Consider the following 16,297-nt stretch of genomic DNA (forward strand, 5'->3'; position numbering starts at 1 on the left):
ATCCCATGAACTTCACCGGAAAATGCTACTGCGGCGAACTCACCTACAAAGCTGAAGGCGAGCCCGTAATGAAAGGCCAGTGCCATTGCCGCGAATGCCAATACATCTCTGGCGGCGGCCCAAACTATTTCCTCATCATGCCCACAGCAGGCTTTGAATACACCAAGGGCGAACCTTCCCAATTCACACGATCAGATATCGAAAACCCGCGCACCCGTGACTTCTGCAAAACCTGCGGAACCCACATCACGACCCGTCTGCCCGGTGGCAAAATGATCGTGGTCAAAGTTGGCACGATGGACGATCCGAGCGAATATGGCGGCCCGAAAGTCGCGATCTTCACCTGCGATATGCCCGACTTTCACACGATAGCCGAAGGCATCCCCACCTTCGACAAACGACCGAGTTAGGCTGCAGTTCTCGCCGCCCGCTTCTTCAACTGCCGTTCACGCAAGACCATATACGTGCCAGAACCGATGATCAGAGCAGCGCCCAAGAACACTGTCGTGCTCGGATTTTCACCGAACACGAACACGCCCAGCAGCAGCAGGAAGATGATGCGGCTGTAGCGGAACGGCGTCACAACTGACACTTCCGCCATGCGGATGGAAGCTATCAGAAGCAGATATCCGGCGGACCCGAGCGCGATCATAAACAGGATCGACAGCCAATCAGCGTTTGCAGGAAACAAGCTTTCGCCGCGCCATAACACCCAGCCGGTCGCAAACGGGATCGTGGCGATCATCGTATAGGTTGCCAGACAGGACGACGGCAGATCGGCTGGCGTCATGCGGGTGGAAAGATCGCGAAACGACAAAGCCAACATAGCGAGCACCGCCCACAAGACGGCGGGGTCAAACCCTTCGGAACCGGGCTGGATAACCAATACAACGCCCAAAAACCCCAAGCCAATCGACGTCCAGCGCCGCCAACTCACCTTCTCTCCCAAAAACAAGACCGCGCCCATGGCCACCAAAATCGGCGTTGCTTGCGTTATCGCGCCCACGATGGACAAATCCACCAGCGAGAGCGCTGACACCATAGCCACCGTGCCGACGATTTCTGACGCGTATCGTGCAATCATGATAGGCTTCAGCGCGCTTACATTGCGCATGCTGTCACCCTGAATGATGGCCATCGCGAGAAAGGTAACCAACCCGCCTGCTGTTAAGAAAAACAGCACCTGTGCCGCAGAAATGATCTGCGAGTTCATCTTCACCAGCGTATCGGCCAAGGCGAAACACGCCATCGACAAAACCATCAGCACAATGCCGCGCGCATTTGAGTTTTCAGATTGAGGCAAATTAGGCTCCGCACCGGACAACCGTGATGGTGCACCGCTTTCCCCTGCCTACGCCTGAAGCCGCAAATCATCAACCGGGGAAAATTTCCACCTTAGTCCGGCACCTCAACCACCGCATTGGGCGCAGGCTCATTGTCCTGAATGATCGTATTGTGCGGGCTCACGGTTTCGATCCGCCAAGGGAAACCGTTTTGAGCATCACGCCAATACGTGCCCTTCATCTTCATGCCCGAGGGGTAGAGTGCATAATCCATCGAAAAGCGGTCCACCGTCTTGCCATCCAAATCAACACCATAGGCGCATTCGATATTGGTGGCCTCCAGAGCTTGCTTCGCCAATCCATCGAGATAAGCCCGCTGCTGTTCCGGGGTGCTTTCGCTCATCAGCTTCCAGTTCTTACCGCCGTCGGACGTGGTGTAGAATTTCCCATCGTTGAACAGGCTCACCGGCACCCCCTGCTCGTTCATCGTCAGGCCGCGTTTGTCCGGCGTCGAAATCACCGTGTTTCGGGTCGTGTTGTTGCCCATCACCATCTGAACGTTTTGGCGCATAGCAACGGGGTGAAACACCTCCGTCATCGCCGCCCGAGCATCAGATTCGCACTTGGCTTGATCGGCGGACGCTGGTGTGGCGAACGCCATGAGGCCAACACCAAAACATATGGTCCTTGTCACTGCTTTCATCACAAGCTCCTTCATTCATTCATTTAGGCTGAAGCAGCCCCATGCGACGGGTCAAGTGACGAATCTCATAGCCCGTCTAGCCTTCCCCCAACCACCGCTCCAAAACAGCGTCAGTATCTTCCCCCAACATCGGCGGAGCCTTCTTGTATTCCACCTGCGTCTTCGAAAATTTCAGCGGGTTCGCAATGCCCGGAACCTTGCCCGCCACCGGATGATCCAGCTCAATCGCCATCCCCCGCGCTTGCACCTGAGGGTCAGCAAAAGTCTGATCCATCGTGTTGATCGGGCATGCTGGCACGTTGTTGGCGGGCAGTGCTTCCAGCCAATGGGCGGAAGGCTGTTTCACCGTCTCCGCGCTCAAGAATTCCACCATCGCCTCACGGTTTTGGTTGCGTGCAGGCATGGTGGAAAACCGTTCATCCTTCGCCACACCTTCTATGCCCAACACATTGCAAAGACTCACAAACTGGGTGTCGTTGCCAACCGCAATGATGAATGAACCATCACTTGAAGGAAACGGCTGATAAGGCGCGAGGTTGGGGTGATAGTCGCCTGTCAGCCCCGGCACATTTCCCGTCAACAAATAGTTGTATCCTTGATTGACCAAGCCGCTCACCTGAACATCCAGCAGCGCCAAATCGATGTGCTGCCCCTCGCCCGTCCTCTCGCGGTGATGCAAAGCGGCCAACACGCCGATCGTTCCCATCAACCCAGATTGAAGATCCGAAGTCGCCACGCCCACCCGCGTTGGGCCAGTCTCCGGCTGCCCCGTTATGCTCATCAAGCCTGACCGCGCTTGAATCAGATAGTCATATCCTGGTTGCGCTGCATCTGGTCCCGTTTGTCCGAAGCCTGTGATGGATAGATAAATCAAGCCCGGATTGGCCTTCGACAAGGTCGCGTAGTCCAACCCGTATTTCGCAAGCCCACCAACCTTGAAATTCTCCACCAGAATGTCGGCTCTCTCGGCCAACCGCGCAACGGTCGCCGCGCCTTCTGGCGTGGCAATATCCACGGCAACAGAATGCTTGCCGCGATTGGCCGACATATAATATCCACTCTCGCGCGTATCGTTGCCATTCATATCCTTCACCCAAGGTGGCCCCCATGTGCGGGTGTCGTCACCGCGTCCCGGTCGTTCAATCTTGACGACCTCGGCCCCGAGATCAGCCAAATGCTGCGTCATCGTTGGTCCTGCCAGAATGCGCGAAAGATCGAGAACTTTTTGGCCGGTCAGCGGTCCACTCATGGTCGATTCCTGTTGGGAAGGGTATTTTCCCATAATTGAACTTCCCCGCTTGGCGGTGCAAGGTGCAGCAGCCTTGAGGAGGGGAGTTTCTGGCAATGACCAAAGAGCACGACGCCGACAAATTGGCCCGCGCCTGTGCCGAGTCCATGTGGGCCAATGATAGCGCTTCCAAAGGTCTTGGCATGGCAATTGAAGAGGTGCGCCTCGGCTACGCTCGCCTATCCATGCCCATCCGCGCCGACATGACCAACGGCCAGAAAATCGCCCATGGCGGCTTCATCTTCACACTGGCTGACAGCGCCTTTGCCTTCGCCTGCAATGGTCGCAATCAATTCACGGTGGCCCAGCACTGCGCCGTTACCTTCCTCGCACCCGGCTTTGAGGGCGACGTCATGACCGCAACTGCCCAAGAGCGCCACTTCGCTGGCCGTTCCGGCATCTACGATGTGACGGTCACCAATCAAAAGAGCGAAACCATCGCCGAATTTCGCGGCCATTCACGCACGGTGAAGGGCCAGCATCTTCCAGACCCAGAGACACCCGATGCTTGATCTAACACCTGACAAATCCGCCTTAGACCCTATCGAAATCGCCTCGCGCGATGAAATCCAGTCTCTGCAATTGGCGCGGATGAAGTGGTCGCTCGCCCACGCTTACGAAAACGTGCCGCATTACAATCGCGCTTTTGATGAGAAGGGCGTTCATCCGTCCGACCTGAAGTCGCTTTCCGACCTCGCCAAATTTCCCTTCACCGTCAAAACCGACCTGCGCGACAACTACCCTTTCGGCATGTTCGCCGTGCCACGCGAGCAGGTGGTCCGCGTTCATGCATCATCAGGCACGACAGGCAAGCCGACCGTTGTGGGCTACACAAAAGACGACATTGAAACATGGGCAACCGTCATGGCCCGCTCCATCCGCGCATCCGGCGGGCGTCCGGGCGATGTGTGTCATGTTTCCTATGGCTACGGCCTGTTCACAGGCGGTCTGGGCGCCCATTACGGGGCCGAGAAACTGGGCTGCACCACCATTCCCGTCTCCGGCGGCATGACCGAACGCCAGGTTACGCTGATCGAGGATTTCGGCGCGTCAATCATCATGATCACGCCTTCCTACATGCTCTCCGTGCTGGACGAATACCGCGCCCAAGGCCTCGACCCGCGCAAATCGCCGCTCAAGGTCGGCATTTTTGGTGCGGAGCCGTGGACAAATGCGATGAGAGGCGAAATCGAGGAAGCCTTCGATATGCACGCTGTCGACATCTACGGCCTGTCGGAAGTCATGGGGCCGGGCGTTGCCAACGAATGTGTGGAGACAAAAGACGGTCTGCACATCTGGGAAGACCACTTTTACCCCGAAATCATCGACCCGGAAACTGGCGAAGTCCTCCCCGATGGCGAGATGGGCGAACTGGTGTTCACGTCGCTGACCAAACAAGCCTTTCCCATCATCCGCTACCGCACCCGCGACCTCACCCGCCTCCTGCCCGGAACGGCGCGCTCCATGCGCCGCATGGAAAAGGTCACGGGCCGCTCAGACGACATGATGATCGTGCGCGGCGTCAACGTCTTCCCCACCCAGATCGAAGAACAGTTGATGAAGGTGCCGGGCCTTGCTCCGCACTACCAGGTGGAACTCACGCGAGAAGGTCGCATGGACGTGATGACCATCATGACTGAAGCTGCCAAAGGCCACGAAGCGGAAGATGCGAAATCAGCTAACGCCAAGGCGCTTGCTGAATACGTTAAAGGCGTCATAGGCGTCACCGCCCACGTCAAAGTCGCAGAAACTGGCGGCGTGGAGCGCAGCCAAGGCAAGGCGCGCCGCGTCGTGGACAAACGAAATCTCTAGGAGACTGAAATGAAAATCATGCCCGTAGGCTCCCGCCCCTCCCGCCCTGGTCCTGAAGAAACCTTTACCGGCTCCGTCCGCGTTGATCCGCTCATCATGGCCGACGAGCCATCCCGCGTGCGGGCTCTATCCGTCACCTTCGAGCCCGGCGCCCGCACCGCATGGCACACCCACCCACTTGGCCAGACGCTCATCGTCACAGCAGGGATGGGGCTTGTGTGCAAACTGGGCGAAGAACCGCAGAAAATTCGCCCCGGCGATGTGGTGTGGTTTGAACCGGGCGAAAAGCATTGGCATGGCGCGGCACCCACCACAGGCATGACGCATATAGCGATCCAGGAAGCGCTTGATGGTTCCAACGTCGACTGGATGGAACATGTCGACGACAAAGACTATCCTGCCGCCTGAAGCCGCGCTCTGACACTTAAGCCAAGGGCGTCTGCGAAAGGAAAGCCCGATGGCCTTGTTGGACCCGCCTCCCTTCTTGCGCTCTTATGCAAACATGTTCCGCCGGATGCGGCTGGAGGAGAAAGCTCTAGCAGACGTAAATCCGCATCTGGCAGAAGCACTCGCGGAAGACAAACTGGAAGGCCAGCGCCTCGCAACCCGCGCCCGTACGATTGCACTCGGAATTATTTTCGTCGTCCTGCCGCTGCTCAACCCGCATCCAAGCGTCATCATCTATTTGGTCGCGATCCTGTTCTTCATCGCCCTCGGCTGGTTGCAATTGCGCTACGCTCGGGTCGGGCAATCGAACGCCGAACTGGCCTTGATCGTACTGGATCTTGTCTTGCTTACTGCAATTTTCACGCTTCCCAACCCGTGGCGAGCCGAACCTTTCCCGCTGCCTTACGCATTCAACTTCGATACATTCCAATATTTCCTGATCATTCTGGCGACCGGCACCCTTGCCTATTCTTGGAGAACCGTCTGGACCATCGGCACCTTCACCGCTGTCCTTTGGCTGGGTGCGACAGCGTTGGTAGCATTCTTCGGCTACCGCAGACCGGAAATGACAGAGGCCATCAACGCCGCACTACCGAATTTCCCCATCGTCGCGTCTGAACTTGATCCAAATTCAGTGCGCTGGCCGATGCGTATTCAGGAGGTCGTGGTTTTTACAATCGTCGCGGGCATTCTTGCTGCGAAGGGGTTCCGCTCGAACCGCTTGCTCATTCGCCAAGGCATCATAGCGGGCGAACGCGCAAACCTCTCGCGCTATTTCCCATCTAGTATGGTCGATACCCTTGCCTCCACCGACCACGACATCGGCGCGGTGCGCAGCCAACAGGTTGCCGTGTTGTTTGCCGACATTGTGGGTTTCACGAAGTTCGCTGAGACAGCAGCACCCACAGAGGTTATGAACCTCTTGCGAAGCTATCATCAACTGGTGGAACGGGCGATCTTCGACAATGGCGGGACGCTAGACAAATATCTAGGCGATGGCGTCATGGCTACTTTCGGCACGCCGAAAACCGGCGAGAAAGACGCGGAGAACGCCTTGAAGGCCGCCCGACAGATCATCGTACTCTCAAAGTCTTTCAGCGAAGCACGCGAGGCCGCCGGCCAATCACCCTTGAAAGTTAGCGTTGGCGTGCATTACGGCCCAGTCATTCTTGGTGATATCGGGCCAGAACGGCGGCTTGAATTTGCAGTTATCGGCGACACCGTGAACGTCGCTGCACGGATCGAAGCAGCTACCCGCGCGCTCGGTTGCTCTATGGCAGTGAGCCATGATCTCATGCAGCAGATTGAGGATGCTCAAACGCTTCAAAAAGACCTCGAGAGACAAAAAGGGGTTGAACTGCGCGGACGGGAAACCCCGATTGATCTCTGGCTGGGTAATTGAACGCAGAACATCGCGAGCAGTGTTTCAACAACGCAAAATCTTACCAGTTTTCAACCCCAATGAATTCTGGTATTTTGTGGTTATGGGAGTATTTCGGAAAATCGCCGCGGCTTCTGCCATCATTGTGTTTTGCACGCCAAGCAAAGCCTTTGCCGACGTCAAAGCGCCGGATGGGCGGGTGATTGAGTGTTATTGCACAGACCGCTATGGCCAGCGCCGCGAGCTTGGTGAAATCATCTGCATCACCGTCAGCGGGCGTTCCTATATGGCTAAGTGTGTGATGGCGCAGAACAATCCGTTTTGGCGCGATCAGAAGCGAGGATGCCTCTCCTCACAGCTTGAAGGGCCGAAAAAAGACGACCAAGCGTTCACGCCCTTTCCGCAACGATTGGCCTTAGACCGCACCAGCGCGAAAATTTGCAGCTAAACAGCCAAACCGCACCCTAGACGCCTGCCTCCATTCACGGCAAGGATGGTGCAATGTCTTTGGATACCGCATCAACCTCTCTTATCGCGCGCCTTCGCGGCAGCAGCGGCACGGTGCAAGGCATTTTGTGGATGATCGGCTCAACCCTTTCATTCGTCGCGGTCACAGGCATCATTCGTTATCTCGGCTCCGAACTGCCAGCAGCGCAATCCGCCTTTATTCGTTATGCGTTTGGCATTTTTCTGGTTCTGCCGGCGCTTATTCGCATTTTCCGCGATAGAATGCCGAAAGACCTGTTCGCAAAATTCGCGTTTCGTGGATTCGTCCACACATTCGGCGTGACACTATGGTTTTTCGCAATGGCCCGCATTCCAATAGCGGAAGTGACTGCCATCGGCTACGTGACGCCGATTTTCGTGACCATCGGTGCTGCCGTTTTCCTTGGTGAAAAGCTGCGTGCCCGTCGATTGTTCGGTGTCTTGATGGGGCTAACGGGCGCGCTCATCATTTTGCGTCCCGGCTTTCAGGAAATCTCCATCGGCCAGTTTGCGCAGCTTGCGGCAGGCCCACTGTTCGCCACGTCCTATCTGATGACCAAGAGCTTTACCGGCAAAACAGATAGCCAAACCATCGTCGCCATGCTCACGGTCTTTTGCACACTGTTTCTGTTCCCGCTGGCGTTGATTGACTGGCAGCCACCAAGCCAACACGAGTTGATTTGGCTGTTTATAACCGCGATTTGCGCAACAATCGGACACTATTGCATGACACGCGCCCTGCAAGCGGCCCCGGTATCGGTGACTCAACCCGTGACATTTCTTCAGCTTGTCTGGGCATCAACCTTGGGCATTGTGGTCTTCAACGAAGCGGTTGATCCGTTCGTCATCCTGGGCGGCATGGTCATTGTTGGCGCCGCAACGTTCATTTCACACCGCGAAGCCAAGGCTGCGCGTGCACCAATCACACCCAGTTCCGTCGAAACGAAATCTCATTAAAACAATGCGCTTATTCATCGCCTTTGCCATCACTCTGATCGCTTCACAAGCTGTCTTCGCCTTTGAATTGAAACCGTACAAAGACAAACTCTTTGCCTATCCCCCTGTGCTGGAGACGAGTGATGGTGGCGATTTTCTGCGCGTTGCTTACGACAAACAGCGCGACATCTACGACCGCGATAGTGTGCCGCTGCGAAGGGTAAAGGACCAATACATCACACCGGGTCTCAGCTTCTCTCGCCGGGTTCGGTCATATGATTCACCCAACGGCACGCAAAAATACTTCACAATCGGAAAGCGCAGAAACGCTCGCGTCACCGTCATTTACCTCTACGGCAAAGGCGGAAACCGCCGCCAGGGCGTGAACGACCGCACGTTCGGCGGTAATTTCAACCGCCTGCAAGTTCTGATGCGCGACAATGACGGTGTGCTCGTCACACCCGACTACACGGATTTCAAGAAACGCGGCACAGCCGATATCGCAAGCCTCATCAACGAATACCGCAGACGGTCGCCCAAGACATTCCTCATCGTTGCCTGCGGCTCGATGGGCGGCGGCGTGTGCTGGAGGTTAGCAAACAGCCCTGCGACCTCAAACAAGATCGACGGCATGTTCCTGCTTGGTTCCCATTGGAGCAACGACTTCCTCGACAGCCTGGTCGTGCGCGAGCGCGGCAAGGAAATCCCGTTGTACTTTGGACACGGTTCGCTCGATACCGTTTTCCAACCGCGCACGCAGCTAGACTTCTTCCGCAGGATAAAAAGCATAAACCCCGGCTATCCCGCCCGTTTCGTGATGTTCGAGACCGGAAAGCACGGCACGCCCATCCGAATGGTAGACTGGCGGCGCGAGATCAATTGGATGTTGTCAGCCAAATGACAAATCCGCACAGGTTACCAAACCGGCTTTGACTTTGAGCCGTATATGTCTCAAACGAACGGCTCTATAGCGCGAAGAAAAGTCTTCATGACACGATTGAATATTGCAGTAGTTGGCTCAGGAATTTCGGGCCTGTCAGCCGCTTGGCTGTTGAGCAAAAAACACCAGGTCACCCTGTTCGAAGCGGACGAACGCATCGGCGGTCATTCCAACACCGTAACGATAGATGTCGATGGCAAGCGCGTTGACGTTGATACCGGCTTCATCTGCTACAACGAGGCCACGTACCCCAATCTGATTGCGTTGTTCGATCACCTCGGCGTACGCTCTCACGATACGTCGATGAGTTTTTCAGCCTCAATGGGCGGTGGCTCATACGAATATTCCGGCGGCACATGGCTTGGCCTCGGCGCGCAGCCGCTCAACATGCTGCGCCCGAGCCATTGGCGCATGATGCGCGATATTGTGCGCTTTTTCCGCGAAGCAGGGCTGAATATTGAGGCGATTGGCGAAGACGAGACAATCGGCGCATGGCTTGAACGTCACAATTACGGCGACGAATTCCGCCACCGCCATCTTATCCCGATGGCGGCGGCAATCTGGTCCAGCTCGACCGGCGATATGATGGCCTATCCCGCCCGAGCGTTCCTGCGCTTCTTTCAAAACCACGGCCTCATCCAGCTCAACCAACGCCCTAAATGGCGCTCGGTTCTGGGCGGCTCAAAGGTCTACGTCGAGCGCTTGATTGAAACGGGCAATTTCGAAACCGTCATCAACCATCCGGTCACCCGTATTGTGCGTGACACCGACGGCGTGACCCTGTTCGGACGAGACGGAATGCCGAAACGCTTTGACCACGTTGTAATCGCTTCGCACGCAGATCAGGCGCTCGCAATGCTAGACCAGCCAGATGCGGAAGAAGCCGAACTGCTGGGTGCGTTCAGCTATTCCAAAAACCATGCCGTCCTACACCGCGACCCGCGCTACATGCCCAAACGCAAGCTGGCTTGGGCGTCTTGGAACTACATCGATTGGGGAACTTCACCGCTTCAGGCCAACCACCGTGCCACGCAGGATGATCTGTGCCTGACATACTGGATGAATTCCTTGCAGAACTTGGCGACCGACGAGGATATTTTCGTCACGCTCAATCCTCCGGCAGACGCCGCAATCGAAAACGCTGCCGCCTCTTTCAACTACACGCATCCCATTTTTGACACTTCAGCCCTCGCTGCCCAGTCGAAACTCTGGTCGCTGCAAGGCAACCGCAACACATGGTATTGCGGCGCTCATTTCGGCGCTGGCTTCCACGAAGACGGCCTGCAATCCGGCCTCGCGGTCGCGGAGCAATTGGGCCAGGTGCGCCGCCCTTGGAATGTCGCAAACGAAAGCTACAGAATAACACTCGGCGACGCGCAGGCCGCAAGCTGGCAGGCGGCGGCAATCGCAGCCGAATAGTCCTCGGACTCAGCGAAAGACGTCCATGACCAAACGGACACCCAAGCCAAAGCTCTACCGCGGCGAAGTCGTGCACAAACGGCTGCGCCCGACGGAGCACAAGCTCTCATACTCCGTGTTTTCACTGCTCGTGGACGTTGACCGCCTTGAGGCACTTGCCAAGACAACGCGCCTCTTTTCCCTAAACCGCTTCAACCTGTTCAGCCTGAAAGAGCGTCAGCACGGCGCACGCGACGGCAGCGCGGTGAAAGACTTCGCCTGGGGCGTGGTGGAGAAAATGGGCTTTGGCGGGCGCGTAACAAACATTCAGATGCTTTTCTATCCGCGCATTCTGGGTTTCGCCTTCAACCCGCTCACGGTCTATTTCTGCTGCGACGAAGACGGCGCACCCGTGCTGATGATCTACGAAGTGCGCAACACATTCGGCGAAGATCTCACCTACGTCCTGCCAGCGGGCGAGGCCCACGGCATCGCTTACGCCCACGCAACCGCGAAGCAATTCTACGTCTCACCTTTCAACAATGTCGAAGGCGAATACACTTTCCACGTCACCCGACCTGACGATGCTGTAACCGTTGGCGTTGCCCTACGCACACAAGGCAAACCACTGCTGCGGACCCACTTCAAAGGCAACGCAGAACCGCTTACAGACACGGCATTATTGCGTGCCTTCTTCGCCTACCCGCTGATGACGCTGAAAATCGTCGCGGGCATTCACTGGGAAGCGCTGAAACTGTGGCGCAAGGGCATGAGCCTGCAAACCCGCCCACCAGCGCCGGAACCGCGCGTGATTTACGGCAGCGAAAAAGCCTAGCCCACCATCTTGCGCGTGATCCAGAAGTAGAGCGGATACGGCAGAATGTTCATGAACTTCAAAATCCATTTCAGTTGCCAGGGGAAGACAACCTCGAATTTCTCCCGCTCCAACCCGCTCACCATCGCTTCCGCCGCATCGTCCGGCTCCATGATGAACGGCATGGGAAAATCGTTTTTGTTCGTCATCGGTGTTTTCACGAAGCCCGGATTGATGAGCGACAGCGTCAGCCCCTTGCGTTCAAGCTCCGGCCGCACGCTTTCCGCCAGATGAATGAGAGCCGCTTTCGTCGAACCATAAGCGGCTGAATTCGGCAAGCCACCGTAGCCGGCCACCGATGACACCCAAGAAATATGTCCACTGCCCCGTTCAATCATCCGGTCCAAGACGGCATCAAGCGCGTAAACAACCCCCATCAGGTTCACATCCACGGTCTTTGCGAAATTCTCAACCTTCATTTTTGTGATGGGAGACGGGAACCACGCTCCCGCGCAAAAGATTGTCAGATCAATCGGCCCGTGCGTCTCTTCGGCCTGCGCCACGATTTCCTTCAGCCGCTCCGGGTCCGTCACATCGCCGGGATAGGAGGTTACATTGCCGAAGTCAGCTGCAATTGCGGCCAGCTTGTCTTCTGATCGGGCGGTGATGGAAACATGGCAACCCTTCTTGGCCAGTATCCGCGCCACGCCTTCGCCAAGACCGGAACTCGCTCCGGTAATCCAAACATGCTTCCATTTCGGCTCGGCCATCATCTTTTCCTCAAATGAATTGTTCGCAAATACTACGACCACAAGGGAACAAAGGTTCCACAGTCCACGTTTCGCAAAACTTGTCACACGCAAATAAGGCGTTAGACAGAACGTCTGCTCCGCGCAATGCGGCGTTCGGCACTAAGCTGAGCGAAAACGACTGAGGGACTTCGACATATGGAACTTTTCACACCCGAAAACCTATTCACTTTGCTTATGCTCGTCATGCTGCAAGCAGTGCTGGGTTTCGACAACCTGCTCTACATTTCCATTGAGTCCAAACGCGTCGCGCCCGAGCACCAAAAGCGCGTGCGCCAGATCGGCATCTTGATGGCAATCGCGCTGCGCATCGTGCTGCTGTTCGTCATCGTGCAGGCGATATCCTATTTCCAGTCAACGCTCTTCACCCTGCCCTATACCGGCATTCTGGAGGGCGATGTCACGGGCCATTCGCTCATCGTTCTCTTCGGCGGCGCGTTCATCATCTACACCGCAATGAAAGAAATCGCTCATATGCTGGCGGTTCATGATCCAGACGTTCACGCCGAACGTGGCATGCGTTCGCCCATGACGGCGATCACATGGATCGTTGTTATGAATTTGGTTTTTTCCTTCGATTCGATTTTATCAGCTTTAGCGCTGACAAAGGTCTTTATCGTCATGGCGACGGCCATCGTGATATCCGGCTTGATGATGCTGCTGCTGGCAGACCGCGTGTCGGAGTTTCTGGAGAAAAACCGGATGTACGAAGTGCTTGGCCTCTTCGTCCTGTTCATCGTCGGCATCATGCTGGTGTCCGAAGGCGGGCACCTCGCGCACATCAAACTCTACGGCTATCCCGTTGAACAAATGGCCAAAAGCACGTTCTACTTCGTGCTGGTGATCATGGTTCTGGTCGATGTTGTGCAGGGACGCTATCAGCGCAAACTGATGGCCCAGCGCAAACGCGAGATCGATGAGCCAACAATCACCACAGCAGCAATCAAAGCAAAAACAATGGATTAGACGAAAGCGCGGATTCTTTCTATCAATCCGCCATCCACCGCAATCTCGCCAGCAGTTTTCGCCCTTGCTCCCACACGACGCGAACCCGGCAGCCGTGCGCCATCCTGATCTGTGATCGCAGCAGCAAGCGCAGACACGCGCTCGCCAAAGCCGCCGCCGGAAAGCGCGTCCGGTTCCACCGCGATGAAACACTGACCAGTATTGGGCGGACCGCCCACCGTTCCAGAAAACGGGCTAGCGTCTTTGCCAAGGACCGCACCGGATAAACAGGCGGCAAAAATCTCCACCATTAATCCAGCACCAAATCCTTTCGCGCCCCCCGAAGGCACCATTGAGCCCTTTAGCGCCTCTGCCGCATCAAGCGTTTCATTGCCCTCCGCATCCAGCGCCCAGCCCGGCTCAATAGCTTCGCCCTCGCGGTTGCGCAGCATGATCTCGCTTTTGGCAATGGCACTGGCCGATTGGTCAATCACAAACACAGGGCCATCGCCACCAGGCACCCCCAGCGCAAACGGGTTAGTGCCAATCACAGGCTTTGAACCACCGATGGGGGCAATTGAAGCAGGCGCATTGGTGAAGCACAGACCCAGCAATCCAGCTTCCGCGATCCGCTCTGCATGATGCCCGAGCACCCCGCAATTATATGAGTTGAACACCGTCATAACGCCGATTCCATTATCCCGTGCCGCGCCTGCAAAAGCGTCAAAGCCGGCATCAATCGCCGGATGGGCAAATCCAGAACCGGCATCGACACGAACCGCGCCAGGCTTTGGTTGTTCCACGAGAGGGGTAGCGTTCCCATTCACTTTCCCGCACTGAACATGCTCCGCATAAATTGGCACGTACATCAGCCCATGGGAGCGCACACCATCGCGCTCGGCCATGCGTGTAGATCGTGCCACGGAAGCGGCAGCTGTCTCGCTCGCGCCTGCGCCGATCAGGCAATCCCGTGCCAGCGTTTCTATCCCGTCCAAAGTCATCATCATGTATGGCATCAATGCGCCCCGCGTTTGTGTGTGTCGATCAGCGCAAACCCTTGCGCCCCTTTCGACCAATTGCAATTGTTGCGACTGAAAACAATTGCGGAGAATTCATCTATGTCCAAAATCGCACTCGTCACCGGCGCGGGCTCCGGCATAGGTCGCGCTACCGCTTTGGCCCTGTCGAAAGCTGGTTTCATCGTCGTCGGCTGTGGCCGCAAGGCAGAGCCGCTCAACGAAACGAAGGACATGGCCGAAGGCAAATTCGTGGCAATAACCTGTGATGTGACCAAAGAAAGCTCCGTCGCCGCAATGTTCGATCAGATCGCCAACACTCAAAAACGCCTCGATGTCGTTTTCAACAATGCCGGCAACAACATCCCTTCCACAAATTTCGGCGATCTCACCTTGGAAGGCTGGAAGCACGTCATCGACGTAAATCTCAACGGCGCGTTCCTCATCGCCAACGGAGCCTACAAGATGATGCGCGATCAAGACCCACAAGGCGGCCGCATCATCAACAACGGCTCGATTTCCGCAACGATGCCCCGCCCCGGCTCCGCCCCCTACACATCGTCCAAACACGCAATTTCCGGCCTCACCCGCTCCATCGCGCTTGATGGCCGTGTCCACAACATCGCCTGTGGTCAGATCGATATCGGCAACGCAGCATCCGACATGACCGACGCCATGCTCAAAGGCGTACCCCAAGCCGATGGCTCCATGAAGCCGGAGCCCGTGATGGATGTGCAGCATGTGGCAGATGCAGTGGTCCACATGGCCAGCCTTCCGTTGGAAGCGAACGTGCTGTTCATGAACGTCATGGCGACAAAAATGCCTTATGTCGGCCGCGGTTAGTGTGCGACGAAAGTTCACGACACAATGTGGCAGGCCCGTTTGACCTGCCACACAATCCACGACTAGGTTGTGTGCCAACGTGTGCTGCATCAGCGGCAGGGAGACACGTTTGGAAAACAACAAGCGAATCCTTGGGAGGATCACCAATATGAAACGCACTTTGCTCGCGGCTTTTGCCAGCGTCGCTTTCCTGACCACGTCCGGCGTGGCGCAGGAAAAACTGGAAATGACATCATCCTTCGGCAAAAACCTGCCGATCCTCGGCACTGCCGGTGTCGACTTTACCAAAAAGATCAACTCGATTTCCGACGAAGTTGAGTTCGAACATTTCGACCCGGGTAAACTCGTTCCAACGCTTGAAGCGCTTGATGCGGTCTCTAACGGCTCGGTCGATTCCGCGTTTGCAACGTCCGGCTATTGGCAGGGCAAGATCAACTCCGCATCGCTTTTCGCCGCCGTGCCTTTCGGCCCGGAAGCTGGCGAGTTCCTCGGCTGGATTCTCTACGATGATGGCGCAAAGCTCTGGCAGGAAATGTACGACCAAGCTGGCTACAACGTGGTTGCAACACCCTGCGGCGTGATCGCGCCGGAAACTTCCGGTTGGTTCAAAAAAGAAATCAACACGCTGGACGACCTTAAAGGTCTGAACATGCGCTTCTTCGGCCTTGGCGCGAAAGTGATGGAACGCCTCGGCGTTTCCACCTCGCTTTTGGGTGCATCAGACATCTTCCCGGCTCTGGAACGCGGCGCAATTGACGCGACTGAATTCTCCATGCCGCGTATTGATGCCCGCCTGGGCTTTCACAAAATTGCCAAGTTCAACTACTTCCCCGGCTGGCACCAGCCATCCACGATGTTTGAACTGCTCGTCAACAAAGACGTGTGGGAAGGCTTGTCGGAGCGCGCACAGGAACAGATCCGCGTTGCATGCCTCGCCAACATCACGACCAACTATGCGGAAGGGGAAGCCACAAACTACGCCGCTATGGTCGAGAACCAAGAGAAAAACGGCGTGACCATCAAACAGTGGTCGCCTGAAATTCTGGCGGCCTTTGAAGAAAACTGGAACGCGGTGGCGGCTGAACTGGCTGCGGAAGACCCATTCTTCAAGAAGGTCTGGGACGATCTGCAGGAATACCGTGCAGGCTACAAAGTCTGGTCCGGCAGCATCTATCTGCCACGCAAGTAAGCAGCAT

The 16,297-nt window shown here is 56.4% G+C and carries 18 protein-coding genes; 13 read left to right on the plus strand and 5 right to left on the minus strand.

All coding sequences use genetic code 11. The features are described 5' to 3' along the window. Positions 1-5: 5 nt before the first annotated feature. Complete coding sequence (locus tag ACFQ14_RS07790) at positions 6-410, plus strand: GFA family protein (RefSeq protein ID WP_377212162.1); 405 nt, start codon at positions 6-8, stop codon at positions 408-410. Here ACFQ14_RS07790 and ACFQ14_RS07795 read toward each other — a convergent pair. The 3 genes from ACFQ14_RS07795 to ACFQ14_RS07805 form a co-directional block, all read right to left on the minus strand. After that, positions 407-1,303, minus strand: coding sequence for a DMT family transporter (locus ACFQ14_RS07795; RefSeq protein WP_377212163.1), 897 nt, complete (start codon positions 1,301-1,303; stop codon positions 407-409). The two genes, ACFQ14_RS07790 and ACFQ14_RS07795, sit on opposite strands and share 4 nt — an antisense overlap. Positions 1,304-1,395: 92 nt before the next feature. Next, positions 1,396-1,986 carry a hypothetical protein gene (locus ACFQ14_RS07800; protein WP_377212164.1) on the minus strand — a complete coding sequence of 197 codons (591 nt, stop codon included), beginning with the start codon at positions 1,984-1,986 and terminating at the stop codon, positions 1,396-1,398. A 76-nt stretch (positions 1,987-2,062) separates the two neighbouring features. Then, complete coding sequence (locus ACFQ14_RS07805) at positions 2,063-3,235, minus strand: CaiB/BaiF CoA transferase family protein (RefSeq protein WP_377212165.1); 1,173 nt, start codon at positions 3,233-3,235, stop codon at positions 2,063-2,065. Between the two features lie 95 nt (positions 3,236-3,330). Here ACFQ14_RS07805 and paaI point away from each other — a divergent pair, with 95 nt between their 5' ends. The 9 genes from paaI (at position 3,331) to ACFQ14_RS07850 (ending at position 11,509) form a co-directional block, all read left to right on the plus strand. Beyond that, positions 3,331-3,786 carry a hydroxyphenylacetyl-CoA thioesterase PaaI gene (paaI, locus tag ACFQ14_RS07810; protein WP_377212166.1) on the plus strand — a complete coding sequence of 152 codons (456 nt, stop codon included), beginning with the start codon at positions 3,331-3,333 and terminating at the stop codon, positions 3,784-3,786. Next, positions 3,779-5,086, plus strand: coding sequence for a phenylacetate--CoA ligase PaaK (gene paaK / locus ACFQ14_RS07815; protein ID WP_377212167.1), 1,308 nt, complete (start codon positions 3,779-3,781; stop codon positions 5,084-5,086). Before paaI ends, paaK begins: the two co-directional genes overlap by 8 nt. A 9-nt stretch (positions 5,087-5,095) precedes the next feature. Continuing rightward, positions 5,096-5,494 carry a (R)-mandelonitrile lyase gene (locus ACFQ14_RS07820; protein WP_377212168.1) on the plus strand — a complete coding sequence of 133 codons (399 nt, stop codon included), beginning with the start codon at positions 5,096-5,098 and terminating at the stop codon, positions 5,492-5,494. Between the two features lie 49 nt (positions 5,495-5,543). After that, complete coding sequence (locus ACFQ14_RS07825) at positions 5,544-6,935, plus strand: adenylate/guanylate cyclase domain-containing protein (protein ID WP_377212169.1); 1,392 nt, start codon at positions 5,544-5,546, stop codon at positions 6,933-6,935. Positions 6,936-7,017: 82 nt separating this feature from the next. After that, positions 7,018-7,362, plus strand: a complete 345-nt coding sequence (locus ACFQ14_RS07830) for a hypothetical protein (RefSeq protein ID WP_377212170.1) — start codon at positions 7,018-7,020, stop codon at positions 7,360-7,362. 53 nt (positions 7,363-7,415) lie between these two features. Further along, positions 7,416-8,357: a DMT family transporter gene (locus ACFQ14_RS07835; protein WP_377212171.1), complete on the plus strand. Its 942-nt coding sequence runs from the start codon at positions 7,416-7,418 to the stop codon at positions 8,355-8,357. A 4-nt stretch (positions 8,358-8,361) separates the two neighbouring features. Further along, positions 8,362-9,237, plus strand: coding sequence for an alpha/beta hydrolase (locus tag ACFQ14_RS07840; protein ID WP_377212172.1), 876 nt, complete (start codon positions 8,362-8,364; stop codon positions 9,235-9,237). An 87-nt stretch (positions 9,238-9,324) separates the two neighbouring features. Beyond that, positions 9,325-10,695, plus strand: a complete 1,371-nt coding sequence (locus ACFQ14_RS07845) for an NAD(P)/FAD-dependent oxidoreductase (RefSeq protein ID WP_377212173.1) — start codon at positions 9,325-9,327, stop codon at positions 10,693-10,695. Between the two features lie 25 nt (positions 10,696-10,720). After that, positions 10,721-11,509 carry a DUF1365 domain-containing protein gene (locus ACFQ14_RS07850; protein ID WP_377212174.1) on the plus strand — a complete coding sequence of 263 codons (789 nt, stop codon included), beginning with the start codon at positions 10,721-10,723 and terminating at the stop codon, positions 11,507-11,509. Here the strand turns inward: ACFQ14_RS07850 and ACFQ14_RS07855 are convergent. Then, on the minus strand, positions 11,506-12,258 hold the full coding sequence (locus tag ACFQ14_RS07855; RefSeq protein ID WP_377212175.1) for an SDR family NAD(P)-dependent oxidoreductase: 753 nt from the start codon (positions 12,256-12,258) through the stop codon (positions 11,506-11,508). The genes ACFQ14_RS07850 and ACFQ14_RS07855 overlap by 4 nt on opposite strands. Positions 12,259-12,435: 177 nt before the next feature. On the opposite strand from ACFQ14_RS07855, the gene ACFQ14_RS07860 reads away from it, so the two are divergent. Then, positions 12,436-13,263 (plus strand): TerC family protein, encoded by an 828-nt coding sequence (locus ACFQ14_RS07860; protein ID WP_377212176.1) that lies wholly within the window; start codon positions 12,436-12,438, stop codon positions 13,261-13,263. On the opposite strand, the gene ACFQ14_RS07865 is transcribed toward ACFQ14_RS07860, so the two are convergent. After that, the gene (locus ACFQ14_RS07865; RefSeq protein WP_377212177.1) at positions 13,260-14,258 is read right to left on the minus strand and encodes an Ldh family oxidoreductase; all 999 of its coding nucleotides are present in this window, start codon (positions 14,256-14,258) and stop codon (positions 13,260-13,262) included. The two genes, ACFQ14_RS07860 and ACFQ14_RS07865, sit on opposite strands and share 4 nt — an antisense overlap. 102 nt (positions 14,259-14,360) lie before the next feature. Between ACFQ14_RS07865 and ACFQ14_RS07870 the strand changes: the two genes are divergently transcribed. Together ACFQ14_RS07870 and ACFQ14_RS07875 are read left to right on the plus strand one after the other, a co-directional pair. Beyond that, positions 14,361-15,101, plus strand: a complete 741-nt coding sequence (locus tag ACFQ14_RS07870) for an SDR family oxidoreductase (protein WP_377212178.1) — start codon at positions 14,361-14,363, stop codon at positions 15,099-15,101. A 148-nt stretch (positions 15,102-15,249) separates the two neighbouring features. Further along, a complete protein-coding gene (locus ACFQ14_RS07875) occupies positions 15,250-16,290 on the plus strand; it encodes a TRAP transporter substrate-binding protein (RefSeq protein WP_377212179.1) in 1,041 nt (346 codons plus the stop codon). The last annotated feature ends 7 nt before the right edge of the window (positions 16,291-16,297 follow it).

It is taken from the genome of Pseudahrensia aquimaris (genome assembly GCF_042676045.1).
Taxonomy (GTDB): Bacteria; Pseudomonadota; Alphaproteobacteria; order Rhizobiales; family Rhizobiaceae; genus Pseudahrensia; species Pseudahrensia aquimaris.